This is a genomic window from Ensifer aridi, from assembly GCF_002078505.1.
GTDB classification, from domain to species: Bacteria; Pseudomonadota; Alphaproteobacteria; order Rhizobiales; family Rhizobiaceae; genus Sinorhizobium; species Sinorhizobium aridi.
This window is the reverse complement of the sequence record NZ_LUAV01000021.1, coordinates 60,134-83,602: the sequence shown is the minus strand read 5'-3', so window position 1 is coordinate 83,602 and position 23,469 is coordinate 60,134. Positions and strand designations below refer to the sequence as shown.

At 58.1% G+C, this 23,469-nt stretch carries 18 protein-coding genes and 1 pseudogene; 3 read left to right on the top strand and 16 right to left on the bottom strand.

Annotated elements, in window-relative coordinates:
- Positions 1-50: 50 nt before the first annotated feature.
- The 5 genes from hemN to AYK65_RS18725 all read right to left on the bottom strand — a co-directional run bounded on the left by hemN (position 51) and on the right by AYK65_RS18725 (position 7,204).
- Positions 51-1,385 carry an oxygen-independent coproporphyrinogen III oxidase gene (hemN, locus tag AYK65_RS18745; RefSeq protein ID WP_081159551.1) on the bottom strand — a complete coding sequence of 445 codons (1,335 nt, stop codon included), beginning with the start codon at positions 1,383-1,385 and terminating at the stop codon, positions 51-53.
- A gap of 246 nt (positions 1,386-1,631) precedes the next feature.
- A complete protein-coding gene (locus AYK65_RS18740; protein ID WP_244560021.1) occupies positions 1,632-2,138 on the bottom strand; it encodes a flavin reductase family protein in 507 nt (168 codons plus the stop codon).
- Positions 2,139-2,899: 761 nt separating this feature from the next.
- Positions 2,900-3,337, bottom strand: coding sequence for a helix-turn-helix domain-containing protein (locus AYK65_RS18735; protein ID WP_081159550.1), 438 nt, complete (start codon positions 3,335-3,337; stop codon positions 2,900-2,902).
- 1,198 nt (positions 3,338-4,535) lie between these two features.
- The gene (locus AYK65_RS18730) at positions 4,536-5,879 is read right to left on the bottom strand and encodes a M16 family metallopeptidase (protein WP_081159451.1); all 1,344 of its coding nucleotides are present in this window, start codon (positions 5,877-5,879) and stop codon (positions 4,536-4,538) included.
- Positions 5,876-7,204, bottom strand: coding sequence for a M16 family metallopeptidase (locus tag AYK65_RS18725; protein WP_244560018.1), 1,329 nt, complete (start codon positions 7,202-7,204; stop codon positions 5,876-5,878). Before AYK65_RS18725 ends, AYK65_RS18730 begins: the two co-directional genes overlap by 4 nt.
- A gap of 1,040 nt (positions 7,205-8,244) precedes the next feature.
- Between AYK65_RS18725 and AYK65_RS18720 the strand changes: the two genes are divergently transcribed.
- Complete coding sequence (locus tag AYK65_RS18720) at positions 8,245-9,606, top strand: cytochrome P450 (RefSeq protein ID WP_081159450.1); 1,362 nt, start codon at positions 8,245-8,247, stop codon at positions 9,604-9,606.
- 357 nt (positions 9,607-9,963) lie between these two features.
- Here AYK65_RS18720 and AYK65_RS18715 read toward each other — a convergent pair whose 3' ends face one another.
- From AYK65_RS18715 to AYK65_RS18700, 3 genes are all read right to left on the bottom strand, one after another.
- Positions 9,964-10,977: a 1-aminocyclopropane-1-carboxylate deaminase gene (locus AYK65_RS18715; RefSeq protein ID WP_028002389.1), complete on the bottom strand. Its 1,014-nt coding sequence runs from the start codon at positions 10,975-10,977 to the stop codon at positions 9,964-9,966.
- Between the two features lie 127 nt (positions 10,978-11,104).
- Positions 11,105-11,977: a calcium-binding protein gene (locus AYK65_RS18710; RefSeq protein ID WP_081159448.1), complete on the bottom strand. Its 873-nt coding sequence runs from the start codon at positions 11,975-11,977 to the stop codon at positions 11,105-11,107.
- 933 nt (positions 11,978-12,910) lie between these two features.
- Positions 12,911-13,924, bottom strand: a complete 1,014-nt coding sequence (locus AYK65_RS18700; protein ID WP_081159444.1) for a LysR family transcriptional regulator — start codon at positions 13,922-13,924, stop codon at positions 12,911-12,913.
- 1,068 nt (positions 13,925-14,992) lie between these two features.
- Here AYK65_RS18700 and AYK65_RS18695 point away from each other — a divergent pair.
- Positions 14,993-15,928, top strand: coding sequence for a LysR family transcriptional regulator (locus AYK65_RS18695; protein ID WP_081159442.1), 936 nt, complete (start codon positions 14,993-14,995; stop codon positions 15,926-15,928).
- Positions 15,929-16,614: 686 nt separating this feature from the next.
- Here the strand turns inward: AYK65_RS18695 and AYK65_RS31860 are convergent.
- The 6 genes and pseudogenes from AYK65_RS31860 to AYK65_RS33885 form a co-directional block, all read right to left on the bottom strand.
- Positions 16,615-17,064, bottom strand: a complete 450-nt coding sequence (locus AYK65_RS31860; protein ID WP_172402020.1) for an exopolysaccharide production repressor protein — start codon at positions 17,062-17,064, stop codon at positions 16,615-16,617.
- A 40-nt stretch (positions 17,065-17,104) separates the two neighbouring features.
- Entirely contained in the window at positions 17,105-17,590 is a 486-nt protein-coding gene (locus AYK65_RS18685; RefSeq protein ID WP_081159439.1) for a NifX-associated nitrogen fixation protein, read from the bottom strand.
- A gap of 121 nt (positions 17,591-17,711) precedes the next feature.
- Positions 17,712-17,888, bottom strand: a complete 177-nt coding sequence (locus tag AYK65_RS18680) for an exopolysaccharide production repressor protein (protein WP_275531673.1) — start codon at positions 17,886-17,888, stop codon at positions 17,712-17,714.
- A gap of 84 nt (positions 17,889-17,972) precedes the next feature.
- On the bottom strand, positions 17,973-18,290 hold the full coding sequence (gene fdxB, locus AYK65_RS18675) for a ferredoxin III, nif-specific (RefSeq protein WP_081159436.1): 318 nt from the start codon (positions 18,288-18,290) through the stop codon (positions 17,973-17,975).
- 82 nt (positions 18,291-18,372) lie between these two features.
- Positions 18,373-18,738, bottom strand: a complete 366-nt coding sequence (locus AYK65_RS33070) for a hypothetical protein (RefSeq protein ID WP_244560017.1) — start codon at positions 18,736-18,738, stop codon at positions 18,373-18,375.
- A gap of 4 nt (positions 18,739-18,742) precedes the next feature.
- Positions 18,743-18,871: pseudogene (locus tag AYK65_RS33885) on the bottom strand (hypothetical protein); the annotation flags it as partial.
- A 916-nt stretch (positions 18,872-19,787) separates the two neighbouring features.
- Here AYK65_RS33885 and AYK65_RS18665 point away from each other — a divergent pair.
- The gene (locus tag AYK65_RS18665; RefSeq protein WP_081159433.1) at positions 19,788-20,333 is read left to right on the top strand and encodes a hypothetical protein; all 546 of its coding nucleotides are present in this window, start codon (positions 19,788-19,790) and stop codon (positions 20,331-20,333) included.
- Positions 20,334-21,121: 788 nt separating this feature from the next.
- Here the strand turns inward: AYK65_RS18665 and AYK65_RS18660 are convergent.
- Both AYK65_RS18660 and AYK65_RS18655 read right to left on the bottom strand, forming a co-directional pair.
- Positions 21,122-21,913 carry a calcium-binding protein gene (locus AYK65_RS18660; RefSeq protein WP_081159432.1) on the bottom strand — a complete coding sequence of 264 codons (792 nt, stop codon included), beginning with the start codon at positions 21,911-21,913 and terminating at the stop codon, positions 21,122-21,124.
- Between the two features lie 1,065 nt (positions 21,914-22,978).
- The gene (locus tag AYK65_RS18655; RefSeq protein ID WP_139793235.1) at positions 22,979-23,467 is read right to left on the bottom strand and encodes a NifX-associated nitrogen fixation protein; all 489 of its coding nucleotides are present in this window, start codon (positions 23,465-23,467) and stop codon (positions 22,979-22,981) included.
- Positions 23,468-23,469 lie beyond the last annotated feature (2 nt).

The window sequence follows — 23,469 nt, the reverse complement described above, 5'->3', positions numbered from 1 at the left end:
AAGACAGGGCCTTGCGCATCAAAGGTTCCGCTCTCGCTTCCCTGGTTGTGCTAGCCAAGGCGAGCGGCGAGATAAGCATCAAATGCGGCAGCAACAGCGCGGAGTATGAAGCGGTGCTCTTGTCTCACGCGAACAATACCCTTTTCGATGTCTACTATCTCGTCACTGGCCAGTATCGCCAAGCGTTCAGCTGAATCGAGGATCGGAATAGGGTCAAATCCGTGGGCGGCGCAGATTGCCGGCACGTCCGCCTCCAAGTCGCACATCAGCCGCTCGATGACGGCGCCTCGTACGCGGTCTTCGTCGGTGAGACGGTGGCCCTTTGACGTCGCGAGGTGGCCAGCTCTGATCTGCCGCGTGTAGGAACCCGTTGCAACCTCGTTCTGGAGGTAGCCGTCGCCGAGACGGCCGATGGCGGAGGCACCGAAGCCGATCAGCGTTTTACAGGTGTCGGCCGAGTAACCCAAGGAGTTACGCCGCAGGCGCCCGGCTTTCTGCGCCACCGCGAGTTCGTCGTCCGGAAGGGCGAAATGGTCAAGCCCGATCTCTCGGTAGCCGGCGGCAACCAGGGTCTCGGCCACGGCCGCAGCTTGTTCGGCACGAGCAGTGGTGTCCGGCAGTGCTGTCTGTTCGATAAGGCGCTGATTTCTTTTGAACGAAGGAATGTGTGCGTAACCAAAAACCGCAAGCCGATCGGGGCGCATGGCCACCGCCCTCGACGCGGTCTCAACGCACGACTCCACCGTCTGATGAGGGAGACCGTACATGAGGTCGAAGTTGACGCGGTTTATTCCATGCTGGCGCAGATTTTCGAGGGCAGCCGCGATCTGCGCCTCAGTCTGAACCCGGTTGACCGCTACTTGAACAACAGGATCGAAGCTCTGCACGCCAAGACTCGCGCGGGTCACACCGGCGTTTCCTAAGGCTTCGGCCATCTCCATTGTGAATGTGCGCGGGTCGATCTCAACCGCTACCGTAGCGGTTTTCGTGAATGCGAAGCGGCGACGCAGGAATTCCATCAGCGCGAGGAACTCCGCTGGCCCGATAAGGTTCGGCGTTCCGCCGCCAAAATGCACGTCACTCACGAGCAACGCTTGGGGAGCTTGCTCTGCGACCAAACGGATCTCCTCACGCAGCACCGCTAAGTAATTGAGGACCGGCGCCTCCCGGCGAGTGCTGGTGGTAGGGAAGCCGCAGTACCAACAGATCGAGCGGCAGAACGGCACGTGGAGATAGAGCGACACCGACTCGTTGCTCGGCAAGCGGCTCAGCCAGTTCTCACAAGCCTTGACGCCCACCGACGCGGAGAATTCCGGTACCGTCGGGTAAATGGTGTACCAAGGCAGGCGAGCATCGCAATACTTTTCCAGGATTGGAGTCTGCAAAGGCTGGTGTCCCATGCTCACATCAGCATCACACTAGCCGGCGCGCTTTCCCGTTGTCTTTGCGCTATGTCAATCGGTCCGGTATTTGTCGCAAATCCAGGCGCTTGGTGGCTGTGCGGAAATCAAAGTGCGATTTCTGCGTTGCGCTAGTGCGGACATTCCAATATTGCCGCAACCGTCAGATGCTCCTGTTGCAGAAATCCAAAAGAAAACAAGTTGCAGTGCGGGGGTGGCTTGCTTATGGCCCTACTCGGCAAATGCAAAATAACGGCCGTCACGATAAACCAATGAACCTCCGTTCCCGATACAAATGCCGACGACGCGGCCGAGCACAATCACATGGCTGTGCCTTTCTATGGCCTCCTCAAGCTCGCAGTCGATGGCCGCCGCCGCACCCTGAAGGACGGGCGCGCCGCTGATGAGTTGAGTCCACTTGGCACCGCGGTAACGGTCCGCGCCCGTCAGCCCGCCGAGGCCGGCGAATTGGCTCGCGAGTACCTCGTGGGCATGGCCCAGGATGTTCACGCAAAAATGGCCGAATCGCGCAACGGCAGGCCACGTTGAGCAGGAACGATTGAGAGAAACGAGCATGCATGGAGGCTCGACAGAGAGGGCCGTCGCGGAAGTAACGGTTGCTCCGGTACGTTCCTCGCCCTGCCCTGTGGTGATGACGCTGACGCCACCGCTCATCCTGCGCAAAGCAAATTTCAGGCCGTCCGCGTTCACCGGAAGGTCTGCGCCATCGCTGTTCATTACGTCCGTGTGCACGTAAGGCTGGTCCGGCATCCGATCACTCCCTTCGTTTAGGAACTTCCATACTGGCATAACAGTTTAAGCTGCACAGGCGCGTTCGCACTTATGGCCGGCTGCCCCATGTCTTCGTCGAGCCGCCTCATCAACCAGCTGAACGAAACAGCCGCACATCGATGCGGGCGAAAGCTGCTGTTGGCGTTTATGCAGCATTCGGCGACATTCGAGAAATCGGTTGTTTGTATGGCAGCTATCGGCCCTGTGGATGCACCAAGCCCTGCGCCAGGTTGTCGTAACCATAGCAGATCTTGATGACGCTATCGCCAAGAGGGCCCTTGTGAAATCGGCGTTGGATCTTGTGCGAGATCGCGAGACCGGCAGCGGCTCTTGCAATTGCACAACAGCGTCGGCTTGCCGAACTCCGGCTCGTGCAACTTCGACTTGTCCATAGGTGTTGGCGTCCACTGGCTGCGAGTCCGGGTCTGCGTGGGCTGGCCGGCATTGGATGGGGTACTCTCCACGGGAGAGCGCACCCGAGGCAGTTGCATTAGTTCTAGGGCATGCGTCAGTCGCCTCATCGTATTCATTGGCAGTCTACCATCGATTCATAGCACCAATCTCAGTGCGATCTGACACCTCAAGCACACGGAAGCGCGCCCCGTTGAAGAACGCGCGAGAGTTTCAGATGGACTAGCTGACTAATTTACGTACTGCGGCGGTGCGGTCTGACGTTAGAGCACCCTGCCTGCACCCGAGGCGGGGCGTTACACATTACCACTCGTGTTCGCCAGAGATTCTACCAGCATTACGATTCGGCAGCGTACATCATGGTCGCCCACGCGGGAAAAGGCTCTAATGAGATCGATCCCTTCCTCGCTTGCAGCGAATTCAATCACTTCGGGCGGGATATCGACCTGATTTTCGGCGGACTGCCCGACCGATTGGATTTCGTCAGGATTACCTTCAAAGAAGTAGGAAGGCCGCACTTTCAGAGCCTTCGAAATCTGCTGGAGCCGGCCAGCGCCGACGCGGTTCACGCCCTTTTCATATTTTTGGACCTGTTGAAACGTCACCCCGATGGCTTCGCCGAGAGTCGCCTGCGACATGTTCTGCCATACACGCCGCTGGCGAATTCGCCGGCCGACATGGGCATCCACAGAGTTTGGCTTACCTCTATTCTTTTCAGAGTTAACACTCAACACAATCGCCTCCTCAGTCCGTAATCTTATTTGCTCTTCGGGAGCCATGATATGAGTCCCACATCTGTCGACACACTCCTTTGACATAGCTCAACTGAAAGTCAGCAACTCAATTGAGGCATCTGTGCGTCCGCGACCGCTACCCTAAGCACATTTGTATGACGCCTCAACTGGGCACGCGTAAGCGGGTTAGTTCCGTGAGTAACTCGTAGACCACTGCTAGGTCAAACACTGTCTTTGGCAGCATGTGTCCAGCGTCGCAGGAGCGGCCGCGCTCGAGTACATTACGCCGGTTGAGCCGGCACACTCGAGGCCCGGGGCCCCCCGTACCGCCGTTCCACAGGCAATTATCGTGAATTAGGTCCTGATTGTGATCTTGACGTTACCCCAAGGAGAGAGCGTGAACGAACCCCTCCCGTGCGTGCGTGCATAGTCGCGTTATGCCAGAGAGAAATCAGTATCCCTCCGGCGGTGAGCACTGCTGAGATAGCGGCAAGTGCTGGAGAACCCGTTGCTGAGTGAGCGGCTTGATGTCCACGCACTACGGCTAACGCGGGAAAATGTGGTGCGAACGCTGGCGCGGAGTGTGGACGCAGGTCGCCACCTGTAAACGATAGGGGCGAATCAGGGTCCGAATTAATATCCCTCACTTGCATTGGTAATGGCGCGTAAATCGACCGTGCTTGCGTAAGATCAAACGAGAGCATCAGACCTGCCATTCATCGCGGCTGGCATGTAGGCCGCCGGTGTCTGAGAGTTCAACGTATTGGCCAGGACGATAAGGAGCGGCAGTACCGGGAAAACCATAAAGCCGAGATTGGTCAGCGAAGGCGGTCCGCGTCGAGGAAACCTGCCGCACCCTCCGCGCTCACTCAGTCCACAATGACTGAGAAGCCCCAGATTGTTCCCTCGGCGTCGGCCGCAAGGATGGCGCTCGTCGCAGCACGGCACGGAACATACGTGCGCAATGGCCCGCTTGCCGGCAGCTGTCTGGGAATGTGAAGTGAACGGATCAGCGTCTCAAAGGGACGGTAGAGCAAATCTTAAGACGACATGGCGGTGTGCTCGCTGCTTTTATCGTTAACGTGGCGACCTCAATCCAAGGGTCGAGTGGTCATGTCGGCTGGATAAGCTGGCGGGCCCCGCCGGGGCGGTGGAAAAGGTCGGCCCAGCCGCTACCAGCCGGGCCTCCACTAGAGGGTCAGCCTTTCGTTTCCTTGAGCGGCGGTCCGACGATCATGACCGTGGGGTCGGCGGAGAGCAGCCGTTTCGCGACTGCCCGGACGTCCTCCACAGTGACTGCCTGGATCAGTTGTTTGCGCCGTTCGATATAGTTGATGCCGCGGTCTCCCAGCTGGATTTCGACCAAAGTGGCGGCGATCGCACTAGATGAGTTCAGATTTTCGATCGCATAGCCGCCGATGAGCTTTTTCTTCGCCGCCTTGAGCTCGTCTTCGCTGACGCCCTCCTCCGACATTCGCCTGACCTCGGCGCGGATGAGGGAGAGCGTCGCTGCGGCCCGGTCTGGCCGGGTCCCCGTATTGATAACGATCGCCGAAGCATGGTCGTTGTTCACGAGGGTGGTGTGGATGCCGTAAGCGAGGCCTCGCTTCTCGCGCACCTCATGCCAGAGCCTGGACGTGAACGAGTGTCCGCCGAGGATTTGGTTCATGAGATAGACTGCGAAGAATTGCGGGTCTTTGCGGCTGATTCCCGGGTAAGCTAGGCTCAGTTGCTCCTGAGGTAAGTCATACGGGACTCGAATTGCCCGCCCTAGCTTAGGCACCGTGTCCGCAACCGGCGTCAGGGAGGAGGTAGCAGGCAGTCCGCCGAATATCTGATCCAGATCGCGCTTGAGTGTGCCGGGATCGATCGCTCCCACCGCGGCAATGGCAAGATTGCTGCGCGCCAAAATCCGCTTATGAAGCGCCTTCAGATCGGAGGTCTTGACGGCGGCGAGTGTTTGCTCGCTACCCTCCGGCCGCCGCGAATACGGATGATCGCCATAGATCGCCTTCATCCATGCGACGTGTGCGGCCATTTCGGGATCATTGGCTTGCGCAAGGATGCCGGAGACGATTTGGGCGCGAATGCGGTCCACTGGCGCCTGGTCGAAGCGCGGCTGTTCGACTGCTAACCGAAGAAGTTCGAACGCATCGTCCTTCCGGTCGGCAAGCACTCGAATATAGCCATAGACGGCATCGGGCCCGGCCTCGAAGAACATCTCGGCGCCAGCATCGTCTAGCCGCTCCTGGAAGGCATCGCTGTCAAGGTCACCGGCTCCTTCCTCGAACAACCCAGTCAGCAGATTCACAAGGCCTTCCTTACCGGACGGATCCTGCGCGCTGCCGCCCCGGAATGCAAAACGAATGGTGATGATCGGTAGCGAATAATCCTGCACCAACCACGCCTTTATCCCGCTCGATGTCTTGACCTCCTCAATGGCCATGCCCGCGAGAGCTGGCATCGCGGCAAGGCCCACCATTAGGTATGCCATGACCACTATTAGTGTGGCCCCGATTGGCTGTCGGTTGAACATGATCATCGGCTTTTATCTCCTGCGGCAGCGCTTTCTCGGGGCAGCAGATATGCCGCCACCGACCGGTCCGGGTTAAGGTATTTCCTGGCAACCGCCTGAACCTCTGCCGCCGTTACGGCGCGGATTCTTGACGGCCATTCGTCCACGTCGTACGCAGTATTACCGGTTGCAAGCGCCGCGCCGTAAATGTGGGCCATTCCAAACTGGCTGTCGCGTGCGAAGACCATCGAGCGCACCAAGCGGTTTTTGGCCTTCTCGAGCTCGACATCCGTAACGCCGTACTCGATGATTTTCCGAACTTCAGCGTCGATCGCATCCTCCACCGCCCCGATCTTCGCTCCGCCCCGCGGTGAGCCATAAAGCGTGAAGCTCGACGGATCGAGCGATCTTCCGTTGAAATAGGCGCCGCCCGAGGAGGCTATTCCCTGTTTAACCACCAATTGCTGATAGATCCGGCTGCGGTTTCCTCCGCCGAGAACCTCCGACAGGATATCGAGCGCTTCCGCTTCGCCCGGCCCGGCCGTTCCATAGGACGTTGTCACCCATGACTTTTCGTAGGTCGGCACGGTCACGCGCCTATCAGTGAGCACCACGGTCCGTTTAGTGTTCTGCTCCGGCTCCCGTGGCCTCACTCGCTCCGGCAAGTCCTGACCGCGCGGCAGGGCCCCGAAAGTCTTGTCAGCTAGCCGCCACACCGTCTTGGCGTCCACGTCGCCTGCCACGACCAAGACGGCGTTGTTCGGGGCATAGTAGCGATCGTAGAACGCCAGGGCGTCCCCGCAATTAAGCTGTTCCATTTCGTGCATCCAGCCGAGCGTCGGGATGCGGTAAGGATGGTTCTGATACAGGGTCGCCTGCATCTCCTCCTCAAGAAGCTGCTCCGGATTGTTCTCGACGCGCCAGCGCCGCTCCTCAAGAATGACATCGCGCTCGGGCAAGATCACTGCGTCGGCGAGTACGAGATGGCGCATCCGGTCAGCTTCAAATTCCATCGTTGTGCCGAGCGCCTCCGGCGTGACGGTCTGATAGTAGGCGGTGTAGTCGGATGACGTGAAGGCGTTCTCCTCACCGCCGATCTCCGCGACCTTTGCGCCAAACTCGCCTGGCGGATGCTTCTTCGTGCCCTTGAACATCAGATGCTCCAGGAAATGAGCGATGCCGGATTTGCCGGGTGGCTCGTCGGCGCTGCCGACCTTGTACCAGACCATCTGCGTGACGATCGGCGCCCGGTGATCGGGTATGACGACCACCTCCATGCCGTTGGTCAGCATGAAATTTGCAATCTCGGCTTCGGGACGCGGGACCTCGACCGCCGCCACTTCCGAGGTCATCAAAGGTTGCAACGCGACCATACTCAGGGCAAATGCACGCATGCGCGAAACCAGTCGCGCATGGTTCATCCGCCACCAGGGCAAAAGCGCCTGTGCAATCTTGGCTCGAACGTTGCTTCGCGAGTACCGCCTCTTCCTTCGTCTGCACCTGGAACGTGCTGCGGTAAGGTGGCCGGGCGCAGGCCTCTGCATAAAGCATTGTGCTGACATCTAGACATTCTCCGCACGATTATCGTCGTTGATAACGCGTCTGCAGAGCAACGTGCGTGCCGAACGAAAAACGGTTTAAATACAGGCTTATCGATCGAACCGGCCATGTAAGCATCCCGACATTGTCGTGGGTCGGACAATGGCAGCCAGTTTGAGCTGTTCCACACCTGGTTGCCAAAAGTGGGCCTAGCAGCGACGGGCTCGGCACCTAGACTCTCGATTCAGCTTTCTGGATTGTAGCCGCCATGGCTGCGCTTCCTTTAGAACGGCCAGAAGTCACCCTGGCGGTGGGAGTTTTGACCGTCGCGGCCTCGGGACTAGTTGAGCATGACCACTACCCGCTTGGGAACCGTACTATGCCTCCTGAGGCGAGTGGCACCGCACGCTGTTTTTTCTGCTTCAAAGCTGAGTCTGCGGGTTTTGCTGACTGTTCATGGTGGAGGTCGACGACAAGCGCGTCTATGCGTCTTGAGGCCCGAGTCCTGGCAAGCATTTAGTCGTCGCCGATCCCACGTGACGCAGCGCGAGACTTCCCTGAGAGGTGCCTTTTTTCTGTTCAAATGATCTGGATCAAAGACGCGTGCGTATGGATCCGAAATCGTTGTCGTGTCAACTCCTTATCGCAGTTGCTGAGATCATGCCCGCAACACATTCCCGTGAATCCATTGTCGCGAAGTGATGGCGCCTGTCGCCGTTACGCTCATCATCGTGCAGGACGCCTGGTGAGACGCTCAAAGACATAAACGATCTCAACTGAAACGGACGACCTGGAGACGACTGCAGCGCCCTGCGACGAATGCAGGAGATGGTGTCACCTAAGGAGCTTCTTGATGGATGCGAGCATTGATCGGGCACCACCGTTTCCGGTGACGAAGCACTCGACCGCCAAGGCATTCCTGGCCATGATCAAGAATCCGCTGGACGCACTGCCTCCGGCCGTGTTCAAGGAGCCCATTGTCTTTACCGGGCGGTTGGGCAATCTGCAGGTGTATCTGACCGACCCGGTCCTTATCCACGAGACGCTTGTGGAGAATGCGGACCGCCTTAGCAAGGGCGAGCATATTAGGCGCACGCTGGGGCCTGCGTTAGGCCGAGGTTTGCTAACTGGCGACGGTGCGCACTGGAAATGGCAGCGACAGTCGGTGGCCGCCGCTTTCCGGCACGAAAGGCTTCTTGAACTCCAGCCCGCGATGATCGCCGCCGCTGAAGAAACCAAGGCCCGCTGGCTTCGGCGGCGCGGCGAAGTTCTGGACGTGGGCCATGAGATGATGCTCACGACCTTCGGCATCATTGTCGATACGATGATGTCGGGCGGGCACGGCATCGATGTCGCTCGCGTCGAGCGGAGCGTAACGGACTTTCTTGAACCGAGTGGTTGGACATTCGCTTTTGGGATGATTGGCGCACCCGAGTGGCTGCCGTATCCAGGCCGCACGAAAGCACGCTCTGCCGTCGCTTTTCTCCGGGCGAGCCTAGCGGCGGTGATCGCGAAGCGCCGACAGCAACCGAATGAAAGGCATGACCTCGTCTCCATGATGTTGATGGCGTCTGACCCGGAATCCGGCCGTACAATGAGCGACGAGGAGATCGTTGATAACCTGATGACCTTCATCACTGCGGGCCATGAGACGACAGCTCTCGGCCTGGCTTGGACACTTCACCTTCTCGCCCAGCATCCGAAAGATGAGGCGAAGGTCGTGAGGGAGATTACGCACGTTACTGGAGGCGGGGCGGTCCTCCCCGAACATCTGGCGCACCTCGTTTATACGAAGCAGGTGTTTTCGGAGGCCATGCGCCTCTTTCCGCCAGCGCCGATCATCACGCGGACGGCAATCGAAGATTTTCGGCTTGACCGGTACCTGATCCCCGAGGGTACGGTCTTTTTCATCCCCATCTATGCAGTGCACCGTAAACCTGACCTGTGGAGGGATGCAGAAAGCTTCGATCCTACGCGGTTCGAGCCGGAAAACGCCCGCACCCGCCACCGATATGCCTATATGCCCTTTGGTGCGGGGCCACGCGTTTGCATTGGCAACGCCTTCGCTCTTATGGAAGCCGTTGCCGTGCTTGCTGTCCTGCTTCAGTCCTTCAAGTTGAATAACTGTACCGACACCCCGCCGCGGCGCGTGATGAAGGTCACGCTGCGGCCTCATCCAAACATCTTGATGTCGGTTCACCGGCGAAGGGAGTGATAAAGACGCATATGTCAGTAAGGATTGGATTTGCCGTCCCGATGAATGCCCCGGTCTTTGAAGCCTGGGGAGGATGATCAGGCTGCCGATTTGCCAGTCTGCTGGACGTGAGCCACGAACTGTTAAGGCTCAGGTAGCCGAGCGCTTGAATGAAGCCGTCATTTGTGTAGGCCTCCTAAAGGAAGTGGGGAAGGTGCTCCGTGATCTCTTCGAAGGTTTCGAAGGCTATCGGATAGGCTCCCTCGACCTTCTTCGTTCTCATGAAGCTTTTTGGCATTGGCGCCGATTGCCGCGGCGGATGTTCCTGTTCTTTGATAATCGTATCGAACGCCGCGGCGATCACGTCCCAACGCGGCGTCAGCCTTCGCGAAACGTATAGCTGTAGCCATTGATAGCTGGCGCACCACCGAGATGTGCGTAGAGAACCCGCGATCCTTCTGGGAAGAAGCCCTTCTTGATGAGATCGACCATTCCCTGCATCGATTTACCCTCGTAGACCGGATCAGTAATGATGCCCTCAAGCCGTGCACACAGGCGAATAGCCTCCTTCGTTTCCTCGGACGGAATGCCATAACACGGGTGTGCATACTCCTCGAGCAAGACCACATCGTCCTCAACGATTTCCATTCCTAGGTCGACCAGATTTGCTGTATGCCGGGCAATGCTTAGTACTTGCGCCTTGGTTTGGGCGGGAGTAGCCGAGGCATCGATACCAATGACGTTGCGCTGTCGGCCGTCTTTGGCGAATCCGACGAGCATGCCGGCATGGGTCGACCCGGTGACGGTGCATAATACAACGTAGTCGAAGGCAAACCCAAGTTGCTTCTCCTGAGCGCGCACCTCCTCCGCGAACCCTACGTAGCCGAGGCCGCCATAATTGTGAACGGAAGCCCCAGCAGGGATTGCATAAGGCGTGCCACCTCTTGATTTAACGTCCGCTAGCGCCTGTTCCCAACTGTGTCGGATACCAATGTCAAAGCCCCCGTCGACAAGGCGCACCTCTGCGCCCATGAGGCGGCTCAACAAAATGTTGCCGACCCGATCATAGACGGCGTCCTCATGCGGCACCCAGCTCTCCTGCACCAGGAGGCATTTCATGCCGATCTTAGCGGCGACGGCGGCAACCATCCGCGTGTGGTTGGACTGTACGCCGCCGATAGAAACGAGGGTGTCTGCCTTGGAGGCGATCGCCTCCGGAATGATATATTCGAGCTTGCGGAGCTTGTTTCCACCAAATGCAAGACCTGAGTTGCAGTCCTCGCGCTTGGCGTAGATCTCGACTTTATCTCCAAGGTGTTTACCGAGGCGATCAAGCTTTTCAATAGGCGTCGGTCCAAAGGTGAGCGGGTAGCGCTCAAATTTTTCTAGCATGTTCTCTCCAATCGAACCTAGTTTTACGGCCCCTGCCCGTCGCGGCGATTCACCTTAGCGTCTTTCGTTGCTATGGCTCAAACCGCTTTCTTGTCGCAGCGGCGCGGTTCAGGATCAGCTTGCCAAATTAGATGTAGATGAAGTCCGAGGCGCTCAGCTGGGCCAGATCGGCTGCGCTGTGAAAGCTGGACACTTCCGCGAACTCGCTTAAGCTGTTCTCAGCCGTGACGTAGGCCAGCTTGGCGCTGTCCGTCTCGCTATTGTAATAGGCAATAATATCGCCGGTTGCCTCGCCCGAGATCGCAGTCGCAGCGTGAAGGCCAGAATCGAAACCATGGTCGGTGATCACCATAACGTGCTCGCCTTTAGCACCCGCTGCCGGGCCGCTATAGAAGGTATCTACGACTGTGGCGCCGGGCTTGTTGTGAGCGATAAAGTTGCCTCCCTGGTGCATCCCTGTAATGAAGGCGACAGCATCTTCTGCCGGGTCGAAATCCACGACAGTGGCTTGGCCCGGCCCCCTGTCCCCTTTGGACTTCGGGTCATGCCATTGGAACTGGAACATATCGTCATCTCTGCCGCCGATCAGTCTATCCTTGCCGTCGCCGGCGACGAGGATGTCGGTGCCGTCACCTCCATCGAGGAGGTCGTCGTCACCGGCCAAACGGATCGGACCCTGGCCCGTGTTGGACACCTGATCGATCTCTTGGTATCCAGAAAGGTAATCGTTCCCGACTCCGCCAAAAATTTTATCGTTGCCTTTGCCACCGTAAACTTGATCATGGCCTTCGCGGCCACGAATGGTATCGAAGCCGCCTAAGCCGTAAATCCTTTCATTTTTCGTGGTGCCCACGAGAAAGTTGTCGCCTGACGTACCGAAAACGGTCGTAGGAGACGCAGGAGGCGGAGGCGCGATGCCGGTCAATGGGCTGGGATCCCGCAGTGTCAAACCATCGTTAACGGGACGTGGTTCAAAAGTCGAAGTTTTGTTGAAGGCCATCTCTATCACGGATGGTGCTCTCCTTGTGCTATGGTCTCCCGATGCCACCCGGGCCTTTCTTTCATAGCCTCAGCCGGCGTAATCAGCGAAACGGTTTGTTTTGATGGAAGGCATCCATATGACGGATGCACTCACAATGTACGTCGCCCGTGGGTTCGGCGGTCTGATTGGATTGCCGCATCTGCGATGGAGGCGGGCAGGCATGTCGAATAGCTTTATCGATTGATTTTGGGGAGCTCGTCCTCACGGCGGTAGCTGCGGCAGCGAGATGTCGCGAAGCGGCATGCTTCGGTGTCAGTGCAGTCAGCGTGAGCCGCTGGCCAACACCCGAGTGTGGTGACGCCAGAGCTAAGGCGCTAGGGAGAGCCGGGCGGATGAGACCAGAGCCTACCGGATATCCTGAGGAACGTCAGGCCTGGTTGGATGTCCAGCCAGATCACCCCGCCTGATGGTCTTCATCGATGAGAATGTGCTGGAGAGGAATGGAGGAGTTCGTGGGAAGTAAGTTCTTTCTCAAGTGAGCGATCGTGTCCCGTGAAATGGTGTAGCAGCCGACATTGGTCGCCGTGCTCTCCGGCATGAGCCGGGATGATCAGCACTACGGCGGCAGGCGGATGTGCGGATCATCGCTTATTGGAATGACCGTGTGGCAGAAGAAGACATTCTCGCTGACCATTCCACTCGACACGGGGGTCGCGACCTCGCCACTCGCGGCCGTTCCTGTTCTACAAGAGAGGATGGGTTAACCGCGAGAGAGCACAGAATCCGACCACACCGCGAGCGAAGCGGGCGAAGTGTGGACGAGCGCTCGGCTGGATTAAAGGTGCGATCCCGTCAATGAATGGCTCAGCCCTACGTCCAGGCAGAGACGTCTCGGGCACTCAGATCCTAACCACTAGCAACGGGTGCGCCCGCGGCCGAGGCACGCCCTCCTCACTCAGTCTCGGCCGCGTTTGATTTCGTGTTCGGCCGCTCCGGCCGGGCCCTTGCTGCCGCAGCTATTTCGTGGCGGAGCCAACGATGTTCCAGGTCGCGATGTGAACGCTCGTGCCAGATCAATGCAACGTCGTAGGGCGCCAGCTCCACGGGGGGATCGATAACCGTGAGCGGCAGCATGGCGGCGATCCGGCTTGCAACGCGATGCGGTACGACTAGCACTAAGTCGGTTGCCGCGATCACCACAGCCGCTGTCAGCAAATTGGAGACCACTATTGGATGGCGATCCGATAGTCCCAGCTTGATCAGCCCGTCATAGACCTGACCAAATCGGTCATTGGAGTCGGAGACGATGGAGGCGTGGCGCAACGCAGCAAAGGTCCCGATACTCCATTCTTGCTCCAGAGCTGGGTGGTCATGGCGAAGCAGGCAAGCAAAGCGGTCGGCGTAGAGCTTTCGCCGCAAGAAGCCGGGAGGTGCCGTACCGATCTGCCCGACAGCCAAATCGATGTCACCTTGCTCAAGTCGGCGCAGTGCACCCTCCAAGAGCGGATCGGTAACAATGTCTAGATGAGGCGCGCACTCGTGCAGACGCGGCAAAAGACGCGGCAGCACTATCAGCGCTTGATGATCGGGCATCGCGATTGTTGCCTTCCAGCGCGTGTCGCTCCGGGCAAAGCTGCGGGTTAGCATGTCGCGGATCGCCGTCAACACCGAGGGCAGCATTTTGGCCAAGCGTTCGGCCTGCGGCGTCCGAACCAAGCCGCTCGAGCCGCGAACCAAAAGATCGTCACCGAACATGCCACGCAGCCTTGACAACGCTCGGCTCATTGCCGGTTGACTTCGGCCGACATGTTGGGCCGCATGCGTGACGTTGCGGTACTGCAGTAGCGCTTCGAGCTCCACCAGCAGGTTTAGGTCGATTGATGCCAGGTTCGGCATCTGCCGTTGCTGCGCGGCATCATCTTCACCGATGATCGCAAGTGATCCCTTCCAAGCAGGTTGATCCATGATTTATTCTCCTCGGAGACTGATGTTCTAGGGCCAAATCCTCGGGCCCTCTGAGAGGGATGAAAGAACTTCCTTTGTCTCGTGTAGAATCACGAATTGCGAGTTGGATGGACGCGCTTTGGCCACTATGAGTGTTCAAGGGCGCCAGCGCGGCCCCGCCATTACGCGGGCGTTCATCACAACCGTTCCTCCTGGAGCTGGCGTGTCTGAACTTCCACTTACGCCTGCGTATCACCAGTCCTTCTCTATCGAATTCCCCAAGAGTGGGAAAATTGACTTTTCGCATGGCTAGCATTCAGGCCATGGATAGTACGCGTATTAATGCTCTAGTGATCAAATCTGCTCGTTTGCTCAACGGCAGGTGAGCAGCGCGCAAAAAGCGCCTCACCTCTGATGTTGAGAAACCTACATGGCCGCCATCCGGCTCGTGGGAGTTCGCAATTCGGCTTTGGTGACCACAGAGCGGGCGCCGTTTCGTTGCACTTCCTCGGAACGAGTGCCTCAACGATATCCGAAGCGCATGATGGGATACTCAGTTTGCATGGCGAGGAAAGGGCGGCGGGCAGTATTAGTTCCCAGTCAACTATCGGAGAGATGCCATTGATGTCTGCGGCACGTCCAACCAAGATGATCCGACCCAGGCAGCACACTGCCGACGCGAAGGTGGCGGCGGCGCCAGCACGCTCTGCCGGCGAAGCGTGGATGCTTAGTGCGTTGTGCCCTCATCGCAGTTTGAGCGGTGAAATGGTCGACAACAGTCGGCTGCACGCAAAGTGGCGCGGTCACGTTGCGGTCGATGCTCCCCGGAGCGCGGGGAATCCGACCCGCTGTCAAGGTCTGCGCGCCTCGGCATTTCGCAGTGTAGAGAACAGCTCAGTCGCGCAGTGATGTCTATCGTTGTACGTCATCTTGACTACCTGAGGCAGGGCAAGCGACCCATCGCCTGCTCTCTTTTGTCGTTGCATGGAGATCCGTGGCGGGCCCCGAGAACCCCAGCCGACGATGCCGATTCGGCAATGGAGTTTACTATTTGGATGTCAAACATCCGTACTGCGGATACATCGAAGCATGCGTTATAAGGGCCTTGATCTCAATCTCCTTGTTGCGTTCGATGCTCTGACGACTAAACGAAGCGTCACCGAAGCGGCACGCAGCATCACGCTCAGTCAACCGGCCATGAGTTCCGCCCTCGCCCGGCTACGCGCCTATTTCGGCGATGAGCTGTTTACAATGCGGGGCCGCAAACTTATCCCAACACCGCGTGCGGAAGCGCTTGCCCCTGCAGTCCGCGACGCACTCTCGCATATTCAGCTTTCCATCATTTCCTTTGACAATTTCAACCCGACCATATCGCAGCGCCGTTTTAGGATCATTCTGTCCGATTTCATGACGCATGTCTTCTTCGAGAAGGTTGTAGAGCGTGTAGCGCGGGAGGCTCCCGCCGTTGGCTTCGAATTGCTGTCTCCCGATGATGATCCCGATGAATTACTCCGACGTGGTGAAATCGATTTCCTGATCGTCCCGGAACTGTTTATGTCGAACGTGTATCCCCAAGCGACACTCTTCGACGAGACACTCGTCTGCGTGGGATGCCCCACGAACCAGCAACTCTCGCAGGAACTTTCCTTCGAAAGATACATGTCGATGGGGCATGTTGTAGCCAAGTTCGGGAGCGCGCTGGCGCCCTCCATCGAAGAATCGTTATTGCTCAGGCACGTTATCGAGAAACGCATCGAGGTCGTCGCGCCAGCTTTTAGCTTGATCCCGCCGCTGCTATCGGGCACCAACCGAATAGCGACCATACCCTTGCGGCTCGCCCGCCATTTCGCAAAGACAATGCCCTTACGGATTGTCGAGCTTCCGCTGCCAGTTCCAGCATTCACCATGGCTGTCCAGTGGCCCGCCCTCCACGACAGGGATCAGGCAAGCATCTGGATGCGGGAAATCCTGCTACAGGAAGCTGCCCGTATAGCTGCTTCGAATAAGCCCGTCGGGACGCCCTGAGTCCAAACGCATTCGAGGGTGCATTTTTTATCGATCGTGCCATGGGGCTGCGCGCTGTAAAGTGAATTACGCTACGGAAGGACACTCTTCGCCCGCTATCACACTAAATGGGTTCTTCGATTGATTCAGACTTGAACGATTGCACAGTACGCTGGTGCTAGGTCACCGCCGCTGGCGAGTTTCACTTCCATTGCGTTTAATGCAGGCAGCCACTAAGCGGCGGAATGTCGACGTCGTCCCTTCACTAGGTCGAGGTAGGCCTGCGCCTCACTTTTCAATCCGACCCGGGACCTGGCGTAGCTCGGCGCGCGCCAGCGTCAATCGACGTGATGTTCGATCTCGGGAATGCCTGGTCCGCGGAACAGGCTCGTAGTAGCGATCCGGAACTCCTCCTCCAGTCCAATACTCATGGCGCACACCATTGGAACCGGCTTCACCGATAAAAACGTCCAAGTCGAGATCATTACGACACAGCATGTCAATCAGATTGAGCAAGCCCCTCCCCCAGGCCAAGTGGAATAACGCCGCAGTCTCTATGACCGTTGGTCGCTGGCATTCATTAGAGTCCGATAAGTTGCTCGCTGATGCAGGCGCTCCGACGCGGCGTTCTCCGTCGACTTTGGCCCATGCGGGCCGGCTTGGGGGGTGCCAATCCGCTAGGCCCTGCCTTTCTCTTTGCAGTCAAATCAAGCATTCCAGTTCCCGTAGTAATTTGCGATTAACTGTTGCCGACGTCGGGATGGCGCGTCGTTAAAGAGACCGAAAATGCTTAGTGCTTTGGACATCTCTGCGAGCGCAGATAAACAGACCAGAAAGAAGACGCTTCCGATATAAGCTATTTGCAGAAGCAGCGAATGAGCGAGCGTCACCACAAACAAGCTGCGAACAGGATGTGAGACCACACAGATGGCAAGAGCATTGGTGCACAGGAGCAAGCAAAAGATGTGAGGAAAATTCCTGAACGGCACTGCGCTTCTCCTGGTTTTTCTGCTGAATGGGCAGGTCGACCGGCCTAACTGACCGGAAACGTTTTTCTCGGCCGATGCTATGATCTCGCTCTGGCCGGTCGGGAAAGGCAGATTTCGTGCGATTCCATCTTTGCGGTTCCAGCGTGCGACTGCAGCTTCGAACCGCATTCTTGAGGGTTTCATGCTCTGCCGTGAACATAGGCTCCATTTATGCCCGTGCCACGTCCGGATAAGCTTCGATGACACGGGCCGCATCGTTGACCAGCTTCGCGCCCGTCTTAGCGAGTTTGCGAAGAGTACTGAAGCCAAAACGGTGAATGTCACGCAGCGTTTTCGACAGAACGACGAGCCGTCTGGTCGTAAAAAGCACGCGGCCGAAGCCGCCATGATTGATTTCCATGGTTCTCAATACCAGCAAGCCGGAGCGCTCTTCGATTGCGATACCGACGGCCCGGTAAAAGACATCGAGCCTCCACAGAACGCCCGGATCAGGATCGCCTATGATTGGAATGGTACAGCGCTTTTCCTCGGGGACGGTAAAGTAGGCGAGCAGGTCAGTGTCGCACTTTTCCTTCCATGATCCGTAGGAATCCTGAGCGCGAATCAACCGCACCAGGCATTTGATGAAAGGAGTGGCAATGGCCTTGTTGTCGCCCAGAACCGGAGTAACCGTGGGATCCGATAGTGTCGCCATCGTTCAGTCCTCATTCTTAAGGTACCTTTGCTCGCCTATCCATGTGTCCTTCGGGTGCCGTCCAATGCTAGTGCGAGATAACCGCCCCCCACCATGCAAAATGCGTTCCCAGCCATGCGCATCAGGAATGGTCAGAGTCACACCTTCTTTGCCCGGGCCTTTCGACGGCTCTCCGATTGCACTTAGCCCGCCAAACCAGAAAAAGTACGCTTCCGAAGTAGGCAACTTGAAGAAACAGCGAAGTACCGAATGTTGTAATGATTACTCTGCGCATCGAATGCGAGACGAAGTAGACCATTAGAGCGTTGGCGCACAGGACCAATCGCAGGACTCGAGAAAAGATTCTGAAGGGCAACGCCGTTCTCCCGGTTGGTCCGTCAGCTCAAGCAACAATCTTGTCAGCCGCGACGTGGGTCTGGCAGTTTTTCGGGCAAACGCGGGCGCATGCTCCGCAGCCGATGCACCGTCCGGGCTGGTCGACGACCATGATCATACGACTGAGTTCGCCATCGAAGTCGTCGTCCTCTTCATCGCAGACACCGAGGATTTCACCGGATTCGTCGATGCCGTGCAAGTGCATGACCTTGCGCGAGCAGACCTTGAAGCAGCGGCCGCAACCAATGCAGGTCATGCCATCGATAGCCGTCAAATATTCCGGCATCCATGTGGAGCCGTCGCGGGTAAAGAAATGACTTGTCATCGTTAGTTCTCCAACGCAGGCGCTCTCTGCGCACCGGTCGCTCGCAAAAAGCCTGGAATGTTTTCGAAGATCTGACATGACATCATCCGTCGAAACCGGTCTCGTCCGCCTGCCCCAATCTTGTTGTCCAGCTTATCGTAGGCGGTTGCTGATCATCGGTGGCTAATTGCAATAACTTGCCGAGGTATTTTTCGAGCCTCGCGCTTTGGAACGGTCGCGGCAGCGGGACCGGTGGGGGCATGGGGGAGGAGTGGCCCCGCTGCCTGACGTCGGCCCCCAGGGACGGGAGGGCCGGCGGTTCGTCATAGGCTACGTCGACCGTCACTCGCGCCAATTCGGGATACGCACGGATGGCGGTGATCGCATTCTCGACCATTTTCGCACCGGCTTCCGGCGAGCTTCCGAGGCTTATGGAAGCCCAACCGGTGGACTCGCGCAGTACTTTCATGAATTCGATCAGGTCCGGTCGTGAGAAGCGCGCAGCCCGGATCCCTCGTGGGCCATAGGCGAAGCCACCAACCGGCGCGCGCTTTGATTGCCAGCGCGACAGCGGTGTAGCAGGTATTGAGCTTCCGCAGCACGTCCGGATCGGAATCGCCGATAATCGGGATTGTCCAGCGCTGCCGCGCGGTCCTGCGCCTTTGGGTTCAGGATCAGGCGGCGGGGCTCGGCTCTCGCGTTGATCCCGAAGATATGGACCTTCGATCCGAGGCCGACGACGGCGAGGAGCGTATGTTGGCTGTTGGTGCATGCGCCGATGCCCTCCTACCAGCAGAATGCGATCTGACAGATATCTGCCATAGTACTTTCCTTCATTGGCACCCTACCGATCGGCAGCTTTCGCCGCCTCAGTGGAATGCCTTCAAGACTCGTGCCAGTTGGCTGCTCGAGCTAAAAAGGAAATTTGTTACCTACTCTCAGTCATTTAGTCAGGGGCAAAAGGGCTGGTCAACAAGCCTGTGTCGCTTGCCCGACAAAGGTGTCGAAGCGACTGTTTGATTCCCTACACATTGCTCTCGCGGCGGCTGCCGAGCTAGAGGCGCTGACGCCTATCAGTGGAGCGCGAAGGATCGTATCCCAGCGGCCCAAACTCAGTCAGGCGTTCCAATTGCCACCTCCGTGCCATCTGGCACGAGGCATGTTCACATGCCACCTGCCCGAGAAGGCCTCGGGAGACCAGTTTCCAGTCTTATTCCGGCATTTAAGCAGCAGCAGGTGGTCGAACACCGCCATGTTGCCAACTCGACACAGCCGACAGCGCCGCGTCCTGCCGTATCGAATAGGGTAGTCTCGAGTGGAATTGTCGGCGCGCCGGGCAAATGTGCCTGGCAGCTGGAAGACGGCCAAGGAGATGGTCGGGCGACCCTTCATATCCGAGGCTGGTACAATGCTTGCTGGTGATCCTGGGCAGGCAAGCGGCAGGGCCTCAGTCAGGCTGCTCGCCCGACAACCGACATCTACAGATTCGGATGGAGCCCAGATAAGGAGCAGCAAGGAATGACGTGCATTGTCGGACTAATCAGCAACGGGTCAGTGCACATCGGGGGCGATAGCGCTGGTGTGGACGGCCTCTCACTTACGGTCCGTGCCGATCGCAAAGTCTTCCGTAACCAAGACTTCATCTTCGGATTTACGACTTCATTTAGAGTGGGCCAACTGTTGGCGCACTCCTTCAAGCCACCAAAGAGGCATCCGGAAAAGGATGTCTACGCTTTTATGGTGACAGAGTTCATCGATGCGCTCCGCCAGTGCCTGAAGGCTGGTGGCTGCGCACAGCGCTACTACGAAGTCGAACGTGGCGGCACCTTCCTCGTCGGCTACGCGGGACGCCTCTTCCAGATCCGCGGGGACTACCAGGTCGCGGAGCCGGTCGATGGTTTCGACGCCTGTGGATGCGGGAGCCAGATAGCACTGGGTGCGCTCTTCGCATCCTCAGATGCTCCGCCTCGCGAAAGGTTGGAGATAGCCCTCAATGCGGCTGAGCGTTTCTCTGCCGGCGTACGCGGCCCCTTTCATTTCGAGTCCCTTGCATCGCCAGAGTGAAAAAGGTCAATTTCTGCGAGCCCTTGCGGCTGTCTGTTAAGGCAAATTCTAATGGTCTTCGTTAATGGCCCGGAGCCTTAGCGATCGCTGTCGACCGGCGTGACTGTGAGGCCGGGAGCTGCCGAAAGGAGAATTTGCCACCAACATGCGCAGGAGCCAGGGCAATGTCGTTGCCAAGCCGTAAGTACTCGGCCCAACGAAGGTCGCCTAAACGATACGCTGCTTATTGTGGCCATGCTTGCCGGGTTTGCACTTTTCGCTCTTGTGCTTCGGCATGCGTCGTTTTCGAAGACGAACGATCTTTTCGTCACTGACATGCGAGACCTCTCATCTCGCACTTTTCAACGCATTCAGAGATTGTCACCCCATTGGCACGACCGCAGCAATGCGGGCGTCGCTCATCCGGCAGCTCTCACGCGCAGTGTGGGCCACGGATACTTTCGTCAGCACGTTAGTATTGAACCTCGGTCCTATGATCATCGCCCTGATTGGGACAGCGCTTGTTTTACCTATGTGCACCCTCTTGCCGGGATTCTCGTGGATGTTTTCTCCCTGTTCTTTGTGAATCTTACTGTCGCGCTTTCTTCGAAGTACGTCGCTTCAGCTCTAAAGGAAGCAAATGCGTACGATGGCAACATAAACAGGCAAATCGCTGATACTCTGAACTGCAGTGCTGGTCCGGAGCTTTGGCGCTGAGCAACGAGAAGAAGTTCGCGCGGGATCGCTTTGGTCCCTCAATAGCGCCCCGCCGGGGCGGCGGAGCGCAGTTCAGTACGTGTTTTTGCGGATCAAACGAAGGTGAAGTCCCACGCGCTCAGGCCGAGCGCGGCAAGTTCGGCCTGGCTATGGATACCGCCGATATGAGCGAAATCTTCCGCATGGTTTTCGGAGGTGACATACGCCAGATGCGCCGATTGGGTCCCCGGATTATAGTACACCATAATGTCGCCCGCGTGCTCACCGGAGATATCTCGCGCGACATCGGAGCCATTGAGGTAAGATTCGGTGATCACCACCACGTGCTCGCCGTTCGCACCTGAGGCCGGGCCGCTGTAGAACGTGTCCACGCCAGTTCGCGAACTAGCGTGGCTGACGAAGTTCGCGCCGGTACCGTCGGTGTAATAGCCCGCCGCATCGAAGGCGAAAGTATCCTGCGTCGGGTCGAAATCCACGATGGTGGTGTTGTCCGGGTTCGGACCGTACGATGGGTCAAACCCGGGGACCGGGTCGTGGAATTGAAACACAAAGGTGTCTTGGCCGTCGCCGCCGGTCAGCTGATCCCTGCCGTCACTGGCAAAGAGGACATCGTCGCCGGGACCGCCGTAGAGCTTGTCATTGTCCTGACCGCCCACGCGCGGTCTGTCGCGGCCATTGTCTCCGTAAAGATAGTCGTTGCCCGCGTCGCCGAAGACATGGTCATTGCCTTCGCCACCAAAGACTCGGTCATTGCCTTCGCCGGCCGAGATGGAGTCGTTTCCGCGAGCACCGTCAATCCAGTCATTGCCGGAGGGCTCGATGAGCAGATCGTCACCATTGCTGCCGAGAAGGCTGTTGTCATGTGGACCACCTTGGATTAGCACTGCTGATACTCCTTGTGGGTTAACACCTCAACACCATCTCCTTTACCCCTTATCAGACCATTGGAGTAATCGATTGATTTGATCGGACCCATCCACATTTCGGATGTCTCAGTGCGTTTCACTCGCAGCTTCGAGGGATCGACGCGGCGCGACACGGGATCATGCATGCGGTGCCGCGAGCCGGTGGTGGTGGCGCAATAAACAGATGGGCAGGCGAGATCCTGCTTCCTCGATGAAAATTGCCGTATCATCCTTGATGGTTCGCCCTCGCTAAGCTCGGGGCCCGGCTCCGGGCCCGATCCAGAGGAAGCCCCGCGCGCAGCTTATTCCGGGGGCGAGCCACCTTCACGAGACGAACACACGGTCTAGTGTTTGCACTAGGACTTGCAGCCCTCAGCCTAACTCCGCAAGGCGGCCATTACCGGAGGGGCACGCCAGGCCCGCCTTTGGGCGACATGCATCAGCGAGTTCTTTGGCCGAAGACGAAGCCATGTCAAGCTTGCGAGTGGTGCTGGAGCACACAGCGTTGCCACCTGCGGTCTTTCTCGACAAGGCCAGCCACGGCGGCGACAGGCGCCTGCCGTAGCGTACATACGACCGAAATGTGGCGCTCACCAACTCACTCGCGGCGGATCGAGATCGCGCTGGCCATAGAGGTCGATTGCAGCAATTCAATCAGCACACGTTCGGCCTCTCCCTGTTCGGGCACAGCCTAGTCCGGAATGGCAAGTGCGCATCTGGAGGCGGCGATTGTGAGCTGCGTCGCTGCCGTCTCTCGCGCGTGCATTAGTGCATCCCCAGCGGGCGTCCACAAACCATTGACATGATCGCATCCGTAGAAACCGGTGCCGTTCGCCTCCAGCCCTCATGGTTGTTATCCAGCTTATCCGGGGCGATCTGCTAACCATCGGTGGCGCATCGCAGCATCTTACCGAGGCATGTCCGCCTCAGGTTTCGGGCATGACGGCAGCGGGACCGGGGAGTGGATGGAGAGATCAGCCCCGCTGCCCACGTCGACCCTCAAGCGCAGAGAGGGCCGGCGATTCATCATTGCCGGATCGATCGTCAGGCCCGCGCCACTTCGGGATAGGCTTCGATCGCGGCGATCGCATCGTCCACTAGCTTTGCACCGGCCTCGGCGAGCTTCCGAAGCGTCGCGAAGCCGAATCGGTGGACGTCGCGCACTGTTTTTGAAAATACGACCAGCCGCCCCGTCGTGAGAAGCACTCGTCCAAAGCCCTCATGGCTGATCATCATAGTCGGCGACGCTACCAATCCGGTGCGCGCTTCGATTGTAAGCCCGACGGCGGTGTAAAAGATATTGAGCCTCAACATCACCTCCGGATCGGGATCGCCGATGATCGGGATTTCACGACGCTGCTGCTCGGTGACGATGAAGTGGGCCAACAGCTGCGCGTCCGATACGCCGTCCTGCGCCCCATAGGTATCCTGAGCGCGGATCAGCCGCGCAAGGCATCTGACAAAGGGGGTCGCAAGGGCCGCCTCGTCCTCGCTGACAGCAGGCGTGCCCGCGGTGATCGACATTTTTTTCATGG

Bases quoted from the DNA above. Each gene is read 5' to 3' on its own strand.
- AYK65_RS33070 (WP_244560017.1), bottom strand. From the start codon at position 18,738: ATGAAAGTACTGCGCGAGTCCACCGGTTGGGCTTCCATAAGCCTCGGA.
- AYK65_RS18665 (WP_081159433.1), top strand. From the start codon at position 19,788: ATGACGTGCATTGTCGGACTAATCAGCAACGGGTCAGTGCACATCGGG.
- AYK65_RS18725 (WP_244560018.1), bottom strand. From the start codon at position 7,204: ATGACCTCGGAAGTGGCGGCGGTCGAGGTCCCGCGTCCCGAAGCCGAG.
- AYK65_RS18710 (WP_081159448.1), bottom strand. From the start codon at position 11,977: ATGGCCTTCAACAAAACTTCGACTTTTGAACCACGTCCCGTTAACGAT.
- AYK65_RS18715 (WP_028002389.1), bottom strand. From the start codon at position 10,977: ATGCTAGAAAAATTTGAGCGCTACCCGCTCACCTTTGGACCGACGCCT.
- AYK65_RS18685 (WP_081159439.1), bottom strand. From the start codon at position 17,590: ATGGCGACACTATCGGATCCCACGGTTACTCCGGTTCTGGGCGACAAC.
- fdxB (WP_081159436.1), bottom strand. From the start codon at position 18,290: ATGACAAGTCATTTCTTTACCCGCGACGGCTCCACATGGATGCCGGAA.
- AYK65_RS18700 (WP_081159444.1), bottom strand. From the start codon at position 13,924: ATGGATCAACCTGCTTGGAAGGGATCACTTGCGATCATCGGTGAAGAT.
- AYK65_RS18730 (WP_081159451.1), bottom strand. From the start codon at position 5,879: ATGATCATGTTCAACCGACAGCCAATCGGGGCCACACTAATAGTGGTC.
- AYK65_RS18740 (WP_244560021.1), bottom strand. From the start codon at position 2,138: ATGAACAGCGATGGCGCAGACCTTCCGGTGAACGCGGACGGCCTGAAA.
- AYK65_RS18655 (WP_139793235.1), bottom strand. From the start codon at position 23,467: ATGAAAAAAATGTCGATCACCGCGGGCACGCCTGCTGTCAGCGAGGAC.
- AYK65_RS18680 (WP_275531673.1), bottom strand. From the start codon at position 17,888: ATGGTCTACTTCGTCTCGCATTCGATGCGCAGAGTAATCATTACAACA.
- AYK65_RS18695 (WP_081159442.1), top strand. From the start codon at position 14,993: ATGCGTTATAAGGGCCTTGATCTCAATCTCCTTGTTGCGTTCGATGCT.
- AYK65_RS18720 (WP_081159450.1), top strand. From the start codon at position 8,245: ATGGATGCGAGCATTGATCGGGCACCACCGTTTCCGGTGACGAAGCAC.
- AYK65_RS31860 (WP_172402020.1), bottom strand. From the start codon at position 17,064: ATGCGGTTCGAAGCTGCAGTCGCACGCTGGAACCGCAAAGATGGAATC.